15 protein-coding genes are annotated in these 16,321 nt (G+C 62.2%); 7 read left to right on the top strand and 8 right to left on the bottom strand.

The window, feature by feature from the left end:
- Window positions 1-4: 4 nt before the first annotated feature.
- The 4 genes from EOA19_RS20895 to EOA19_RS20880 all read right to left on the bottom strand — a co-directional run bounded on the left by EOA19_RS20895 (window position 5) and on the right by EOA19_RS20880 (window position 3,656).
- Window positions 5-1,303: a murein L,D-transpeptidase family protein gene (locus EOA19_RS20895; protein WP_127295953.1), complete on the bottom strand. Its 1,299-nt coding sequence runs from the start codon at window positions 1,301-1,303 to the stop codon at window positions 5-7.
- A 217-nt stretch (window positions 1,304-1,520) separates the two neighbouring features.
- Window positions 1,521-2,471 carry an acetyl-CoA carboxylase carboxyltransferase subunit alpha gene (locus EOA19_RS20890; protein ID WP_023811063.1) on the bottom strand — a complete coding sequence of 317 codons (951 nt, stop codon included), beginning with the start codon at window positions 2,469-2,471 and terminating at the stop codon, window positions 1,521-1,523.
- Window positions 2,472-2,569: 98 nt separating this feature from the next.
- Window positions 2,570-3,487: a site-specific tyrosine recombinase XerD gene (locus EOA19_RS20885; protein ID WP_128304685.1), complete on the bottom strand. Its 918-nt coding sequence runs from the start codon at window positions 3,485-3,487 to the stop codon at window positions 2,570-2,572.
- A 16-nt stretch (window positions 3,488-3,503) separates the two neighbouring features.
- Window positions 3,504-3,656 (bottom strand): hypothetical protein, encoded by a 153-nt coding sequence (locus EOA19_RS20880; RefSeq protein WP_013529356.1) that lies wholly within the window; start codon window positions 3,654-3,656, stop codon window positions 3,504-3,506.
- Window positions 3,657-3,866: 210 nt separating this feature from the next.
- On the opposite strand from EOA19_RS20880, the gene EOA19_RS20875 reads away from it, so the two are divergent.
- The 3 genes from EOA19_RS20875 to EOA19_RS20865 are packed head-to-tail and all read left to right on the top strand — an operon-like array spanning window position 3,867 to window position 6,510.
- Window positions 3,867-4,478 carry a shikimate kinase gene (locus EOA19_RS20875; RefSeq protein ID WP_128304684.1) on the top strand — a complete coding sequence of 204 codons (612 nt, stop codon included), beginning with the start codon at window positions 3,867-3,869 and terminating at the stop codon, window positions 4,476-4,478.
- Complete coding sequence (gene aroB, locus EOA19_RS20870) at window positions 4,475-5,617, top strand: 3-dehydroquinate synthase (RefSeq protein ID WP_128304683.1); 1,143 nt, start codon at window positions 4,475-4,477, stop codon at window positions 5,615-5,617. The genes EOA19_RS20875 and aroB overlap by 4 nt, the downstream gene beginning before the upstream one ends.
- A complete protein-coding gene (locus EOA19_RS20865; protein ID WP_128304682.1) occupies window positions 5,614-6,510 on the top strand; it encodes an HlyC/CorC family transporter in 897 nt (298 codons plus the stop codon). Before aroB ends, EOA19_RS20865 begins: the two co-directional genes overlap by 4 nt.
- A gap of 23 nt (window positions 6,511-6,533) precedes the next feature.
- On the opposite strand, the gene EOA19_RS20860 is transcribed toward EOA19_RS20865, so the two are convergent.
- The 3 genes from EOA19_RS20860 to EOA19_RS20850 are packed head-to-tail and all read right to left on the bottom strand — an operon-like array spanning window position 6,534 to window position 11,362.
- A complete protein-coding gene (locus EOA19_RS20860) occupies window positions 6,534-8,075 on the bottom strand; it encodes a SpoVR family protein (protein WP_128304681.1) in 1,542 nt (513 codons plus the stop codon).
- A 9-nt stretch (window positions 8,076-8,084) separates the two neighbouring features.
- Window positions 8,085-9,395 carry a YeaH/YhbH family protein gene (locus EOA19_RS20855; protein ID WP_127295998.1) on the bottom strand — a complete coding sequence of 437 codons (1,311 nt, stop codon included), beginning with the start codon at window positions 9,393-9,395 and terminating at the stop codon, window positions 8,085-8,087.
- Window positions 9,396-9,412: 17 nt separating this feature from the next.
- Window positions 9,413-11,362 (bottom strand): PrkA family serine protein kinase, encoded by a 1,950-nt coding sequence (locus EOA19_RS20850; RefSeq protein WP_013529362.1) that lies wholly within the window; start codon window positions 11,360-11,362, stop codon window positions 9,413-9,415.
- Window positions 11,363-11,603: 241 nt separating this feature from the next.
- On the opposite strand from EOA19_RS20850, the gene EOA19_RS20845 reads away from it, so the two are divergent.
- The gene (locus EOA19_RS20845; protein ID WP_128304680.1) at window positions 11,604-12,410 is read left to right on the top strand and encodes an alpha/beta hydrolase; all 807 of its coding nucleotides are present in this window, start codon (window positions 11,604-11,606) and stop codon (window positions 12,408-12,410) included.
- Window positions 12,411-12,510: 100 nt separating this feature from the next.
- Complete coding sequence (locus EOA19_RS20840; protein ID WP_128304679.1) at window positions 12,511-14,064, top strand: acetolactate synthase large subunit; 1,554 nt, start codon at window positions 12,511-12,513, stop codon at window positions 14,062-14,064.
- Window positions 14,065-14,094: 30 nt separating this feature from the next.
- Here EOA19_RS20840 and EOA19_RS20835 read toward each other — a convergent pair whose 3' ends face one another.
- Complete coding sequence (locus tag EOA19_RS20835; RefSeq protein WP_128304678.1) at window positions 14,095-14,397, bottom strand: BolA family transcriptional regulator; 303 nt, start codon at window positions 14,395-14,397, stop codon at window positions 14,095-14,097.
- Between the two features lie 181 nt (window positions 14,398-14,578).
- Here EOA19_RS20835 and EOA19_RS20830 point away from each other — a divergent pair, with 181 nt between their 5' ends.
- Entirely contained in the window at window positions 14,579-15,208 is a 630-nt protein-coding gene (locus tag EOA19_RS20830) for a J domain-containing protein (protein ID WP_128304677.1), read from the top strand.
- A 123-nt stretch (window positions 15,209-15,331) separates the two neighbouring features.
- Window positions 15,332-16,318: a cobaltochelatase subunit CobS gene (gene cobS / locus EOA19_RS20825; protein WP_023811073.1), complete on the top strand. Its 987-nt coding sequence runs from the start codon at window positions 15,332-15,334 to the stop codon at window positions 16,316-16,318.
- The last annotated feature ends 3 nt before the right edge of the window (window positions 16,319-16,321 follow it).

Below are 16,321 nucleotides of genomic sequence, written 5' to 3'. Positions count from 1 at the left end.
GAAATCAACCGCCGAACATGCCGAGCAGCTTGTTCTTCAGCTTCGTCACGCGGCTCTCGTCGGCACTCGCCGCTTGCGTCTCAGCCATCGGTGCCGCTTCCGAAGGGGCCGCGATGGTCGCGGTGGCGACAGGGGCTTCCTTGGCGGCCTTTTCGGCCTCCTTTTCAGCCAGGGCCTGAGCCTTGGCGGCTTCCTTGGCTTGCTTGGCCGCCTCTATGGCAGCCAGCCTCTGCTCCTCGGCCTTCTGCTTGGCAGCTTTTTCGGCGTCAAGAGCGGCCATCTTGCGGCCGGCAGGCGAATCGATGCGGCCCATGCGTGCCGTCTCGGTGACCGAGCCGTCATTGTTGAGCGACGGCGGATCGATCGGCACGCGTTCGCCGCGTGCGCGGCGCTTGGACCAGTCGGAGACGATGCTGGCTTCCTTGATACCGGCGATGGTCGGCTTGGGCGCCGGCACGCTGGCCTTGACCGCGCCGCTGAATGCCGCGTCGTAGGTGCTCATGTAGGAGTTGTAGGCGCTCTTCAGCGAATCAGGCTGCGTGGTCGCCGGGCAAGCGCCGGTCGGGTCGAATGTCTGACCGTCGGCGGCAACCTGGTTGAAGACGTAGCGCTTCTCGCAGACATCGACCTTCGGCGGCACCTTGGTGATCTCGAAATTGTCGTAGCCGACCTTCAGCATCTTCCAGAAGTCGTAATTGGGGTCGTTGCGGTAGCGCGCCATGTTGGCGGCAGTCATGCGGAACGGGAACGCCTGGATCTGGAACTCGGTCTGGCCGCCCTGGAAAGCATCGCGGCCGAAGGCATAGATCTGCTCGATCTGCGCATCGGTCATCGAATAGCAGCCCGACGACGAACAGGCGCCGTGCACCATCAAATTGGAGCCGGTACGGCCATTGGCGCGGTCATAGGCGTTGGGATAGCCGATGTTGAAGGACAAATGGTAGTTCGAGCGCGGATTCATCTGCGCCGGGCGCACCGTGTAGAAGCCTTCCGGCGCCTGGCGGTCGCCTTCTGTGTATTTCGGCCCGAGCTTGCCCGACCATTTGCAGATGTCGTAGCTGGCGACCATGTCGTAGCGGCCGTTGGTCTTGGCCTTCCAGATCTCGAGCTTGCCTTCTTCCTTGAAGATACGAGCCATCACCGACGAGGTGCGGACCATGCCCTTGGCTCTCATGTCGGCGAGGATCTTGTCGGGCAGCGGCTTGTTGGCCTCCGGCGCGAAATCCTTCATCGACGAATTGTTGCAGCCGGCAACGCCGAGGGCGGCGATCAGGATTCCGGTGCGGGCAAGCTTGATAAACATGGCTGCGGATATCGTCTTTTCTCTGGCGCCAGGACGTTTCCTGCCCCGGCTGCTGCACTGCGCATCGACGGACCCTAAGCCCGTTAACCCTAACAAATTCCTTACCGCAAGTGCCGACGCATCCTCCTGCGGCAGTCTCATTGAGCCGAATGCAGCGGCATTTTTGTGGCAAAAATGCTCCGCTCCGCCACATTGTGGCCGCCAAGGCTGCATGCGGTCAGAGACTGCGGCCCATGGCCAGGTATTTTTCGCGGCGCTGCTCGCGGAAATCTGTGTTGGCGCCGGCAAAGTCCTTCATCGTCCTGGCGATGAGGTCTCCGGTCGCGCCGATCACGGTTTCGGCGCCGCGATGCGCGCCGCCGAGCGGCTCGGGGATAATGGCGTCGATGATCTTCAGCTCCAGAAGGTCCTGCGCGGTGATCTTCATGTTGGTTGCCGCATCCTTCGATCGCGTCGTGTCGCGCCACAGGATAGAGGCGGCGCCTTCCGGCGAAATCACCGAATAGATGGCGTGTTCGAGCATGTAGACGCGGTTGGCGGTGGCGATGGCAATGGCTCCGCCCGAACCACCTTCGCCGATAACCACCGAGATCGACGGTACTTTCAGGCCGAGGCAGGTCGAGGTTGAACGGGCGATAGCCTCCGCCTGGCCGCGCTCTTCAGCGTTGACACCGGGATAGGCGCCAGCCGTGTCGACCAGCGTCAGCAGCGGGATCTTGAAGCGGTCGGCCAGTTCCATCAGCCGTACCGCCTTGCGGTAGCCCTCCGGGCGAACCGATCCGAAATTGTGCTTCAGGCGGCTGGCTGTGTCGGAACCTTTTTCCTGGCCGATGATGGCAATGGGTTCGCCGCGGAAACGGGCGAAACCGCCGACGATCGCCTGGTCCTCACCGAAATTGCGGTCGCCGGCCAGCGGCGTGAAATCGGTGAACAGGCCCTTGATATAGTCGACGCAATGCGGCCTGTCGGGATGGCGCGCCACCTGCACCTTCTGCCACGGCGTCAGCGCCTTGTAGGCGTCGCGCAGCGCGTCGCGGGAGCGCTTCTCGAGACGGCTGATCTCGTCGCCGACATCGACCGCCTCGCCGTTCTCGGCAAGCTTCTTCAGCTCGAGGATCTTGCCCTCGAGGTCCTGCACCGGCTTTTCGAAATCGAGGTAGTTGTACATGCGTGAGCGGACCGATACGTCGGAAGGCAATGGCTGACGGACCCTTGAATCCAAGGCTCCGGGCGGTGAAATGTCGTCCTCACATAGCGATATGAGGCCTAGTCGGCAAGCGGATGATGATCGTTGACCAGCCGCACCAGCCGCTCTTCCAGCACATGGGTGTAAATCTGTGTCGTCGATATGTCGGCATGGCCAAGCAATTGCTGCACGACCCTGAGATCGGCGCCGTTCTGCAGGAGATGGCTGGCGAAAGCATGACGCAGTACATGCGGCGAGATCTTCGCCGAGGCGATGCCGGCCCTTGCCGCCAGCCCCTTCAGGTCACGCGCGAAGACCTGGCGCGAGAGATAGCCGCTGTCGGAGGCGGCCGGAAACAGGAACGGACTGTCGGCAAAGGCGGGCACCCTGGCGCGGGCGGCAAGCCAGGTCTTCATCGCCGTGCGCGCCTTGGCGGAGAGCGGCACCATGCGCTCCTTGTCGCCCTTGCCGCGCACCATGAAGAAACGGTCGTCGCGCTGCGCCACCGTCACCGGCAGGCCGACCAGCTCCGAAACGCGCAGGCCGGTGGCGTAAAGCACCTCGACCAGCGCATGCAGGCGCAGTGACGCCAGACTGTCCCCATCGCCCGACGAGACACCGCCGGCCTCAAGCGCCGCACGGTCGATCAGCCGGCCGGTGTCGGCCTCGCTCATCGTCTTGGGCAGCGGGCGGCCCTTTTTCGGACTGTCCAGCGTGCCGGTCGGGTCATCGCCGCGCAGGCCTTCGGCGTAGAGGAATTTGAAGAACTGGCGGATCGCCGACAGTTTGCGCGCCTGCGAGGTGGCTGCAAAGCCGCGGGCGGCAATGTCGTCGAGATAGGCGCGGATATCGGCGGCGGCGGCAGTGGCCAGCCCGCCATCGATCGCGCCAGAAGCGTCCTCGAGGTCGCGGCGGTAGGAGGAAAGCGTGTTTTCGGCCGCGCCCCGCTCGGCGCTCATCATTTCCAGAAAGGCTTCGATGCGGGCGGCGCTGTTCATTCAATTTTCTTCGGGTTCAGCTTTTCTTGGGGTTCAGCTTTTCCGGAGGGATGCGCACGCTCATTTCCCCCTTCTTTGGCTCGACGAACATCACCAGGGCGAACATCGTACCATAGGCAATGCCAGCCAGAATCGCTGTTACCACGACAAAGCGAAACAGTGTCGGCATCAATTTTCGCCCGTCTTCTTGTTCTGCGTTTCCAAACCCTGTCCCCTTATGGGACGCCAATCCGGCCAATTCAAGGAAGAAGCTGGGGCCTGTTAGCAACTTCTGATGCAGACCCTGCCGGTCCATATCGGGTTCAAGGCACTTGCCACGCTTGACGCAAACGGGCTTTTCATGTCGATACGCCGGCAAAGAGGGCCTTCGAACAATCCAATGAACGCGCTGCCAGCAAATCCTCCAGACGAGACCCACGCCGCGTTGCTTGGCCGGCTGGGCAGCCGTTCCGTCGTCTTCGTCGGACTGATGGGCGCCGGCAAGACGGCGATCGGCCGTAAGGTGGCGACGATGCTGGCGCTGCCCTTCATCGACAGCGACCAGGAGATCGAAAGCGTCTCGCGCATGACCGTTCCGGAGCTGTTCGAGCGCTATGGCGAGACCGAATTCCGGGCGCTGGAGCAGCGCGTCATCCTGCGCGTGCTGGAAAACGGCCCGCAGGTGCTGTCGACCGGCGGCGGCGCCTTCATGAATGCGCAGACGCGCGAGGCGATTGCAGCGCAGGGCGTGTCGGTATGGCTGAAGGCCGAGCTCGATCTTCTGATGGACCGCGTCTCCAAGAAGCAGAACCGGCCATTGTTGAAAAGTGCCGATCCGCGCGCCGTGCTGAAGCGGCTGATGGGCGAGCGCTATCCGGTCTACGCGACATCGGACGTCACCGTGCCGACCCGCGACGACCGCAAGGAAGTCATCGCGACCGAGGTGGTGGACGCGCTGTGCCGGCATTTCGGCATCGATGAGGCGGCTGCGGCGGGCGAGGTGGAATCGTGAGCATCGATGCACCCGTTGTCGTCGAAGTAGGCCTTGGCGATCGGACCTATGACATTCTGATCGGCTCGGGGTTGTTGGCCCGCGCGGGCGCGGAGATTGCGCGCCGGCTGCCGGGCACGCGCGCCGCGGTCGTCACCGACGCCAATGTCGCGGCAGCGCATCTCGCTGCCCTTCAGGCCAGCCTCGAAACGGGCGGCATCCAGACCGCCGTGATCACGTTGCCGCCCGGCGAGAAGACCAAGAGTTTTGCCCGTCTCGAAGAGGTGGTCGACGGTGTGCTGGCTGCGAAACTGGAGCGCGGCGACATCGTCATCGCCTTCGGCGGCGGCGTTATTGGCGACCTTGCCGGCTTTGCCGCCGGCATCGTGCGGCGCGGCATGAATTTCGTGCAGATCCCGACCTCGCTGCTGGCTCAGGTCGATTCCTCGGTCGGCGGCAAGACCGGCATCAACAGCCCACGCGGCAAGAACCTTGTCGGCGTCTTCCATCAGCCGAAACTGGTGCTGGCCGACACCGGCGTGCTCGACACGCTGCCGATCCGCGAATTCCGCGCCGGCTATGCCGAACTCGCCAAATACGGGCTCATTGACCGGCCGGAATTTTTCGCCTGGCTGGAAAAGAATTGGGTCCAGGTTTTTGCCGGCGGGCCGGAGAGGGCGCAGGCTATTGCCGAAGCCTGCCGCGCCAAGGCCGATGTGGTTGCGCGCGACGAATTCGAGACCGGCGACCGCGCGTTGCTCAATCTCGGCCACACATTCGGCCACGCGCTGGAAGCCGCCACCCAATATGACGGAAGCCGCCTCGTCCACGGCGAAGGCGTCGCAATCGGCATGGCGCTGGCCTACCGGTTCTCGTCACGGCTCAATCTGGCCAGCCCCGACGATGCCGCGCGCGTCGAGTCGCATCTGCGCGCCGTCGGCCTGCCTTGGCGGATAGCCGACATCCCGGGCGAATTGCCTGACGCCGAGGCTCTGCTTGCCTTCATCACCCAGGACAAGAAGGTGTCACGCGGCGCGCTGACCTTCATCCTGACGCGCGGCATCGGCCAGGCTTTCATTGCCAAAGATGTTCCGGCATCGGAAGTGCTGTCGTTTCTGACAGAAAACCATTCTGACCAGCAGAAGATGCGGCCGAGATGACCAACGAGCCCGGCTGGATCGTCGTCGCCGTCCTCGCCATCCTCATCGTGCTGCTCGTTGCCGTGCGCACGCGCCTGCTTGCCATGTTCGGATACGAGCTTTCGCGCATCGAGCCGCAGCGTTCCAGCCAGGACGAATTGCGCGGTGCGGTCGACGATTTCCGCCGCGACGGCCAGGTGGTGCGCGAGGATCGCGACCGCGTCGGCGGGCTGTTCGATCTCGCCGAGCTGGAAGTCTCCGACGTCATGGTCCACCGCACCAACATGCGTTCGGTCAACGCGGACAATGCGCCGGAAGCGGTGGTGCGCGAGATTTTGCAAAGCCCGCACACCCGCATGCCGCTGTGGAAAGGCTCGCTCGACAACATCGTCGGCGTGCTGCATGCAAAGGATCTGCTGCGCGCCTTGAACGAAGTCGGCAACGATTTCTCCCGGATCGACGTGATGAAGATCGCCTCGAAACCCTGGTTCGTGCCCGACACCACGACCTTGCAGGAACAGCTCAACGCCTTCCTTCGCCGCAAGGCGCATTTCGCCGTCGTGGTCGACGAATATGGCGAGGTCGAAGGGCTGGTGACGCTGGAGGACATTATCGAGGAGATCGTCGGCGAGATCGCCGACGAGCATGATGTCGACATACAGGGCGTCAAGCAGGAGGCCGACGGCTCCGTCGTCGTCGACGGTACGGTGCCCATCCGTGACCTCAACCGGGCTCTCGACTGGAACCTGCCGGATGAGGAGGCCACCACCATTGCCGGCCTCGTCATCCACGAGACGCAATCGATCCCCGAGGAGAAGCAGGCTTTTACGTTCCACGGCAAGCGCTTCGTCGTCATGAAACGCGACAAGAACCGGATCGCAAGGCTGAGGATCAGGCCAGCTGGCGACACCTGATACGCGCAGGAGGCCGGGGCACGTCATCCGGCGATCTGGCTGGTCGAGCGTTCGTGGATCGTCGCGCCGGTCTCGGCATCTATGGCGGCCAGGCTGACTTCATAGCCCCAAAGCCTGCGAATGTGACGAAGCGTGGCGTCGCGGCTGGCATCCTCGAGAAGGATGCCGTCATTGACCTTGTGCTGCAGCCGCAAATGGCGGTCGCCGAGCAGATCGACATCCACCACCTGAATGTCCGGCCGGTTCGCGCCGAGATCGTAACTGTTGGCGAGCGCGTCGCGTATCTTGCGGTAGCCGCGCTCGTCGTGGATCGAGGTGACCTGACAATGCGGTTGGTCGGCAGCGTCGCCGAGCACAAAAAACCGCCATTTCCGGATCAAGGCCGGACTGAGGTACTGGCGGATGAAGGATTCGTCGCGATGATCGGCCCATGCGTCAAGCAGGACCTCGCGCCAGTTGCCCTGGCCGGCGATGTCGGGAAACCAATCGCGGTCCTCGGCCGTGGGTTTGGTCGAGATGCGCTGAATGTCCTGCATCATGTCGAGGCCGAGAGCATAGGGGTTGATGCCTGAAAAGCGCGGATCGTCGAAGGCCGGCTGGAAGATCACGTTGGAATGATTGCGCAGGATTTCGAGCATGGCGCCTTCGCTGATCTGGCCGCGGTCGAACAGCATGTTCATCAGCGTATAGTGCACGAAAGTGGCACAGCCCTCGTTCATCACCTGTGTTTGCCGTTGCGGGTAAAAATATTGCGCGATGACGCGGACGATCCTGATGATCTCACGCTGCCAGGGCTCCAGGACCGGGCTGTTCTTTTCCAGGAAATAGAGCAGGTTTTCCTCAGGCAGGTTGAGCGATTTCTTCCGCTCCGGGTCCTTGCTCTTGTCGTTGGTCTCCTGCTGCGAAGGCGGCAGCGTACGCCACAAGTCGTTGTAGGATCGCTCTTCGTATTCGAGACGCTCGCGAATTCCTTCGCGTTGCCGTTCCGACGACAGCCTCGGCGGCCGGTGATAGCGAAACACGCCCTGATCCATCAGCGCGTGAGCGGAATCGAGAACAGCCTCGACGGCGGCGAGGCCGTGCCGCTCCTCGCAACGGACTATGTAGCCCTTGGCGAAGTCCAGGTAGCCGAGGATCGCACCCGCATCCGTCCACTGTTTGAACAGCTGATTGTTCTTGAAGAAATGATTGTGCCCGAGCGCTGCATGGGCCGTCACCAAGGCCTGCAGGGCCATGGTGTTTTCCTCCATCAGATAGACGATGCAGGGATTGGAATTGATGACCAGTTCATAGGCAAGCCCTCGCCCGCCTTTGCGATAGAGCAGATCCTGGTGGAGGAAATGTTTGCCGAAGGACCAGTGACGGTACATCAATGGCATGCCGATGGACGAATAGGCGTCGAGCATCTGTTGCGACGAGATGATCTCCATCTGAACGGGATAGGTGTCCAGATGAAGCTCTTCGACCGCAAGTGCCTCGATCGCGTCAAAGGCCCGTGACAATGTTTTGAAATCCCAGTCTGCCCCTGAGAAAAGCAGGCTGGATTTGCTCGCTTGTCTGGCCATCGGGAACCCTCACGCTCTCTTGAGGGAGGCCGGCTGCCTGCCGAAGAGCTGGCGAAAGACCGGGTAGATATCGGCGGGTGTGGCGATGCGGCTCATCTGGAAGTTCGGCCATTTCTGGTCGATGGCGTTATAGGCACGCCACAGCGACGTCCCGTTTTCGGTCGAGCCGAAAATATGGGCTTCACGCTCGTCGATGATCTCGACATAGGCAAAATATTGGCACAGCCGCATGAGCTCGCCGTTGAGGAGCGAAATGCATCGCTCTGAATCGCCGGCGAAATTGTCGCCGTCCGAGGCCTGGGCGGCATAGATGTTCCAGTCGTGGGCCGGGTAACGGCTGGCGATAATACGGTGCATTTCCTCCAGCGCGGTGGAAACGACGGTGCCGCCGCTTTGGGTGTTGTAGAAAAATGTCTCCTCGTCGACCTCCTGAGCCAGGTGCGTGTGGCGGATGAAGACAATCTCGATGCGGTCGTAGCGTCGTTTCAAGAACAGGTGCAGCAGCACGAAGAAGCGCTTGGCCAGATCCTTCTCGCGCTCGCCCATGGACCCGGACACGTCCATCAGACAGAACATGACGGCATTGGCGTTCGGCACCGGCCGGGAATCGAAGCGGTTGAAGCGGATGTCGACCGGATCGACATAGGCAATCCGGCGGCGGCGTCGTTCCAGCCGGTCAAGCTCTTCGCGCAGTGCCGCGATACGCTGGCGCGCGTCGACGCTGGATGGCGCCGACTCGAGCGAGGCGATTTCCTCGAGGATCGCATCCAGTTCGACCTGCTTGGGGCGCCTCAGCGCAATGCGGCGGCCGTGGCTGTTGCGCATCGTCCGGCCAACATTGATGTTGGTCGGCGAACCGGTGGCGGCGAAGCCGGCCCTGCGCGGCTTGAAGGCAAGGATCTCCTTGAGGTTGAGCTTGACCATGTCCGGGAGCTCGAGATCCTCGAAGAACAGATCGAGCACTTCCTCGCGCGACAGTACGAAACGAAAGTCGTCCTCGGATGCCTTGTTTCCCGGGGACGATGCTCCCCCGCCGCCTCCGCCGGGCTTGGGGATCAGGTCTCCAGCGGAGAAATGCCTGTTGCCCGGCAAGATGTGCTGGCGCTTGCCGCTGTCGCGGGCGTTGTTGAAGCTCGGCTCGCTTGTGCCTCTTTCGGGCATGCGCACGGCGTGCTCGGAATCCGCGTCGGCAATCCTGCCGGTGCGGATCTGGTCGCGTATGCTCCGCTTCAATTCCTCGCGCGCGCGTCGGAGGAAGCGCTGGCGATTGCCGAGACTCTTGTCTTTCGGGTTCAGGCGGCGGTCGATGAAGATCGGCATGGAACCATCCGGGTTCTCTAACCCGCCCTGTTCACCCGCATGTACCAGTCCACAAGGCGACGAACCTGCCGCTCGGTGTAGCCGCGCTCGACCATCCGCTGCACGAATTCATTGTGCCGCTTTTCCGTGACGCTGTCCTGCTTGGAGCCGAAACTGATCACCGGCAGGAGGTCCTCGACCTGGCCGAACATGCGTTTCTCGATGACTTCCCGCAGCTTTTCGTAACTTGTCCACGCCGGGTTGCGGCCATGGTTTCTTGCACGGGCGCGCAGCGTGAATTTCACCACCTCGTTGCGGAAGTCCTTGGGATTGGCGATGCCGGCCGGTTTCTCGACCTGCGAAAGCTCGTTGTCCAAAACCTCGCGGTTGAGGATCTGGCCTGTGTCGGGATCCTTGTAGTCCTGGTCTTCGATCCAGGCGTCGGCGTAGGCGATGTAGCGGTCGAAAAGGTTCTGGCCGTACTCGCTGTACGATTCCAGATAGGCTTTCTGGATCTCATGGCCGATGAATTCGGCATACCGCGCGGCCAGCTCGGACTTGATGAACTCCAGATAGGCGGCTTCCGTCTCCTTCGGAAACTGTTCGCGCTTGATTGCCTCCTCCAGGATGTACATGAGATGCACGGGGTCGGCGGCCACCTCTTCGGTGTCATAGTTGAAGGTCTGCGACAGGATCTTGAAGGCAAAGCGCGTGCTGACGCCGGCCATGCCCTCGTCGACGCCCGCGGCGTCCCGATATTCCTGAACCGACTTGGCCTTGGGGTCGACTTCCTTGAGGTTCTCGCCATCATAGGCGCGCATCTTGGTGTAGAGCGGCGAATTGTCGTGCTCGGCCAACCGGGTCGAGACGGTAAACCGGCTGAGGATGTCCAGCACCTCTGGAGCGCAGGGACTGGCGGCCAATTCGCTCTCCCGCAGCAGTTTCTCGTAGATCTGCCGCTCTTCGGTTATCCGCAGGCAATACGGCACCTTGACCACGAGGATGCGATCGAGAAAAGCCTCATTGTTCTTGTTGTTCTTGAACTGCAGCCATTCCGACTCGTTGGAATGAGCCACGATGATCCCCTGATAGGGAAAGGCGCCGAAATTTTCGGTGCCGTTGTAGCTGCCTTCCTGGGTGGCGGTCAGCAGCGGATGCAGGACCTTGATAGGCGCTTTGAACATTTCGACGAATTCAAGCAGGCCCTGGGTGGTCCGGTTCAGTCCGCCACTATAGGAATAGGCGTCCGGATCGGATTGGCTGAAATTTTCCAATTGCCGGATATCTACCTTGCCAACCAGGGCCGAAACGTCCTGATTGTTCTCGTCGCCGGGCTCGGTCTTGGCGATGCCGATCTGGCGCAGTCGCGAAGGCATCAGCTTGACGACGCTGAACTTGGAAATGTCGCCGGAGAGTTCATCGAGGCGCTTGGCCGCCCATGGCGAAATGAGCCCATTCAACCGGCGTCGGGCAATGCCGTATTTATCCTCCAGCAGGTCGCCCATGCGATCGGGATGGAAAAGGCCCAGCGGCGATTCGAAAACCGGGCTGACCTGGTTGCCGACCTTCAGCGTGTAGATCGGGCGCTGCTCCATCAACTTCTTCAGCCGCTCGGCAAGGGACGATTTGCCGCCGCCGACCGGGCCGAGCAAATAGAGGATTTGCTTGCGTTCCTCGAGCCCCTGCGACGCATAGCGAAAATAGCCGGCGATGCGCTCGATTGTGTCCTCCATGCCATAGAAATCGGCAAAGGAGGGGTACACTTTCAGGGTTCGATTGGAGAATATGCGGCCGAGCCGCTCATCCTTGCTGGTGTCGACCAGGTTCGGCTCGCCGATCGCCTCGACCATCCGTTCAGGCGCTGAGGCATACATCGACTTGTCCTCGCGGCAGGCAAGGAGATATTGCTGGATGCTGATCTCTTCCTGTGCCGCGTTGGTGTAAATTTCCGAAAACAGATCGAAGACGTCAGACTGGTTCTCTCGCATGATGCTTTTGCCCTCGGAGCCGCTGTGGCTTCCATTCGGCTCACCTCGCATTCAACTGTCGGGGGGTACCGTTTGTTCCCTTCATGTGAAGAGGTGGCTACGATCATGAGGTTTTGAGGCCACTCTGGGATCAAGGCGCTCGGTGCGGAGCGGTATTCAGCGCGGGTAGCGGGTGTGTGGCGAATCCCTGACTGGACGGCTGGGGCCGCCGCGTGCAGTCTTGCCTCGTCAGGAGACAGTGATGATCGATCGACGAAGCCTGATCATGGCCTCGGTGGCGGCGATGCTGCCGTTGGAAGCATCGGCCGCGTCGGAAACACGCCGACCCACGCCAAAAACCTTAGACTACGGGCCGGCCAAGCTCGACATCTATGCGCCCGATGGTGCAATGGGCCTGCCGGTCGTGTTTTTCGTTCATGGCGGCACCTGGCAGTTTGGCAAACGCAGTCAGGTCGACGCCAAACCGGCCTTCCTGCTCGCCAACGGCTTCTGCTTCGTCTCCATCGATTACCGCATGTTGCCGCAGGCCGATGTCGCCACCCAGGCCGGTGACGTCGAAAAGGCCTACGCCTACATCAGAGCCAACATCGCCCGGCATGGCGGCGATCCCAACCGCATCGTCGGCATGGGCCATTCGGCCGGCTGCCATCTGATTGCGCTGACCGGCATGCGCGGCGGGTTGCCCGGCATAGCTGCGCTCATTCTCGACGATACCAGGGCCTATGATCTTGCAGCACTTGCCAAGAAGGGCGGCATGGTGCGGGCCTATGCCCGCGTCTTTTCCGATCCCGCGCAATGGGCGGCACTGTCGCCGGCCAGCCATGTCGACGGCCGCAGGCACCCGCCGACTTTCATTGCCTATTCGCGCGCCCCTGGCCGCGGCGAGGACTCCAAGGCCTTTGCCGAGCGCCTGCGCGCGACGGGCACCAAGGTCACGCTGTTCGACGGCAGCGCCTACACGCATATGTCGATCAATCGGGATTTCGGCGAGGATGGCGACGCGCTGACCGCGGCCGCTCTGGCATTCCTGAAATCGACGGTTGGCTGATCTTTACGGCACTGGATCAGATCAAAAGTGGCGGCGGGATATTGCTGTGCGGGCGCGCCAGGGTGCAAGTGCTCTTCGATCGTGAGCGGGAGGGAATTGCATGAACGGTGCCGATGTCCTGTGTGACGTGCTTCTGGCCAACGATGTGACGGTCTGCTTCGCCAATCCCGGCACCTCCGAAATGCACTTCGTTGCAGCACTTGACCGCAAGCCGAAAATGCGTTGCGTGCTCGGGCTGTTCGAAGGCGTGGTGACCGGGGCCGCCGATGGCTATGCGCGGATGACCGATCGGCCGGCCGCGACGCTGCTGCATACCGGTCCCGGCCTGGCCAACGGACTCGCCAACATGCACAATGCCCGGCGTGCCTTCAGCCCGATGATCAACATCGTCGGCGACCACGCCTCTTACCATCTGCCGCTCGATGCCCCGCTCACCAGCGATATCGAAAGCCTTGCGGCGCCGATGTCCAACTGGGTCGGCCGCGTCAAGGGCCCGGCCGATATCGCGCCGGCAGCTGAAGCAGCCTTTCGCGCCTCGCTGACACCACCCGGCGTCGCGACGATGATCCTGCCGGCGGATGCCGCCTGGGGCGAAGTCGACGCGGTTTCGGTCGGCAAGGTGAAGCTGGTGCCAGCGCCGGCCGTCGATATGGACGCCGTGCGCAAGGTCGCCGCGGCGATCCGTGCCGCTCCGGGCCGGGCAGGCATGATCGTTCGCGGAAAGGCCGCACGCGCCGATGCGCTCGCCATCGCCGGGCAAATCTCGACGGGCAGCGACGTCCGGCTGTTCGGCGAGGTTCTGATCGCACGGATGCAACGCGGGCGCGGGCGTGTCGCGCCGGCCCGCATCCCCTATCCGGTCGACGCGGCGATGGCTGTGCTCAGGGATGTCGATGTTCTGATCCTGGTCGGCGCGAAGGAGCCGGTTGCCTTCTTCGCCTATCCGGGAAAACCGGGACGGCTCGTTCGGGAAGGCTGCGAGGTGCTGACACTGGCCGCCCATGGCGAAGATCTGCATGCGGCGCTGGAGGCGCTTCGCGACGAACTTGGCATCAAGCCGCCGAAACGACAGGTCGTCGCGGCCGCTTTTCCCGACGAGGCAACGCCGAGCGGCAAGCTGACGGAAGATGCGATCGCGCTGTCGGTGGCGCGCAAACTGCCGGCCGATGCGATCATTTGCGATGAAGCGGTCACCTCGGCCAGGCGTTTCTTCGCGCTGTCGGCCTTTGCAGCGCCGCACGACTACATGATGGGCACGGGCGGATCGATCGGCGGCGGCATCCCGATGGCGACCGGGGCGGCAATCGCCTGTCCGGACCGCAAGGTGATCAATCTAGAGGCCGATGGCAGCGGGATGTACACGGTGCAGGGATTGTGGACGCAGGCGCGGGAAAAGCTCGACGTGGTGACGATCGTGTTTTCCAACCGAACCTATGCGATCCTGCATGGCGAGATGAAGAATGTCGGCGTCGGCGCCATCGGCGAGAACGCCAGGCGCATGCTCGACCTCGACTATCCCTCGCTCGACTGGGTGTCGCTGGCCAAAGGCATGGGCGTGGAGGCGGCCCGCGCCGATACGTGCGAGCGCTTCGAGGCGCTGCTGGACAGCGCGCTGTCACGGCGCGGGCCGTTCCTCATCGAAGCGGTGCTCTGAGCGCGGCGAAAAACGATAGGCGGAACCGAGCTACCAGCGGGTCTTTTCGCCGGGAGCCGCCGGTTCGATCGCCAGCGCGTGCACGCCGGCCTTCAATTCATCGGCAAGCAATTCATTGACGGCGCGGTGACGGTCGATGCGGCTCATGCCGGCAAAGGCGGAAGCGACGACGCGGACGCGAAAATGCGTCTCGCCGGTGCCGTCGTAAGTGCCGTGGTGGTCGGAGCCGTGATGGTGGTGACCGGCATGGAGATGGCTCTCGTTGATGATAACCAGCCTGTCCGGCGAAAATGCCTTATTGAGCTTGTCTTCCATGGTCGCCTCTATGGACATCGCCATCTCCCTTCACCAAATATCGCTGGCGTCTCGGCCTGGAAACCGAAAATCGGTTTCGCGAGGGGCCGCCGCCGTGCAACAAAATCCGCCATTCGCCTGCTTTATGCCGCGATTCAGCGGTTAGGGCGATGATCGCGAAAATGTCAATTCTTGTTTCGCATCTGCGAACGCCCCATAAATGGGTAAGATGAAGCCGTACCCCAAATATTTCGAGAAGATTCGCGTCCGCCCCGACAAGGACGCGGAGCTGAAGTCGCACTCGCCGATCTGCCAGTGGGACGGCTGCAAGGAAGCGGGCACCCATCGTGCGCCGGTCGGGCGCATGAAGGAGGGCGAGTATTTCCATTTCTGCTTCGATCATGTGCGCGAGTACAACAAGGGCTTCAACTACTTTTCCGGCGTGCCGGACACCGAGGTCGCGCGCTTCCAGAAGGAAGCCATGACCGGGCACCGGCCGACCTGGAAGATGGGCGCCAACGGGGCCTCGACGCGGTCGTCGCCCGATATGGCCCAGATGCGTTCCGGCCGGGCCGGCTACTATAACCGCATGCGCGACCCGTTCGACCTGTTCAAGGGACCGAAGGATCCGCGCGAGGCGCGCGAGCGCAAGGCCAAGCCGCTTGAGGCCAAGGCGCTGGAAACGCTTTGCCTTGATACAAAGGCGACTGGCAAGGAGATCAAGGCGCGCTATAAGGAACTGGTGAAACAGCACCATCCGGATGCGAATGGTGGCGACAGAGGTTCGGAAGACCGGTTCCGCGATGTGCTGCAGGCCTATCGCGTGCTCAAACAGGCGGGCCTGTGCTGAGCGGCCATACGGTTCGTGTCGTTTTCCAACTTTCATAAGGTTGGAAAAGGCTCTAAGACCGCCCCCGGACAAAATCGATTGCCGGCGAAATCAGACGTTTCGCCCGTGGAGACGTTGAGAGATATGAACAAGGTCGATCGTGACATCGCCAACCTGCCCGACACGACGGTGTCGGTGAAGGAGAAATTCGGCTTCGAGTCCAAGATGGTGGTACCGGCCTATTCGGTGACATCGGAGCATGTGCCCGACATCGACCCGGACTATCTCTTCGACAAGAACACGACGATGGCGATCCTTGCGGGCTTTGCCTACAACCGCCGCGTCATGGTGTCGGGCTATCACGGCACCGGCAAGTCGACCCATATCGAACAGGTTGCCGCCCGGCTTAACTGGCCTTGTGTGCGCGTCAACCTCGACAGTCATGTCAGCCGTATCGATCTCGTCGGCAAGGACGCGATCGTCGTCAAGGATGGCCTGCAGATCACCGAATTCCGCGACGGCATCCTGCCCTGGGCCTACCAGCACAATGTCGCTCTGTGCTTCGACGAGTACGATGCCGGCCGTCCGGATGTGATGTTCGTCATCCAGCGCGTGCTGGAATCGTCGGGCCGGCTGACGCTGCTCGACCAGAGCCGGGTCATCCGCCCGCATCCGGCCTTCCGGTTGTTCTCGACCGCCAACACGGTCGGCCTCGGCGACACCACTGGCCTCTATCACGGCACCCAGCAGATCAACCAGGCGCAGATGGACCGCTGGTCGATCGTCACCACGCTGAACTATTTGCCGCACGACAATGAAGTCGCCATCGTGCTGGCCAAGGCCAAGCACTATCGCGACAGCAAGGGCAAGGACATCGTCAACAAGATGGTGCGCGTCGCCGACATGACGCGTTCGGCCTTCATCAACGGCGATCTGTCGACCGTGATGAGCCCGCGCACCGTGATCACCTGGGCCGAGAATGCCGAGATATTCGGCAATATCGGCATGGCGTTCCGGCTGACCTTCCTCAACAAGTGCGATGAACTGGAACGCTCGGTGGTGGCCGAGTTCTACCAGCGCGCCTTTGGCGAGGATCTGCCCGAGAGCGCCGCCAACGTGGTGCTGGGCTAAGCA

The sequence above is a fragment of the Mesorhizobium sp. M7A.F.Ca.US.010.02.1.1 genome (genome assembly GCF_004023085.1).
In the GTDB taxonomy this organism is placed as follows: domain Bacteria; phylum Pseudomonadota; class Alphaproteobacteria; order Rhizobiales; family Rhizobiaceae; genus Mesorhizobium.
Note: the sequence above shows the minus strand (reverse complement) of the source record. Positions and strands in the feature narration are given on the sequence as shown.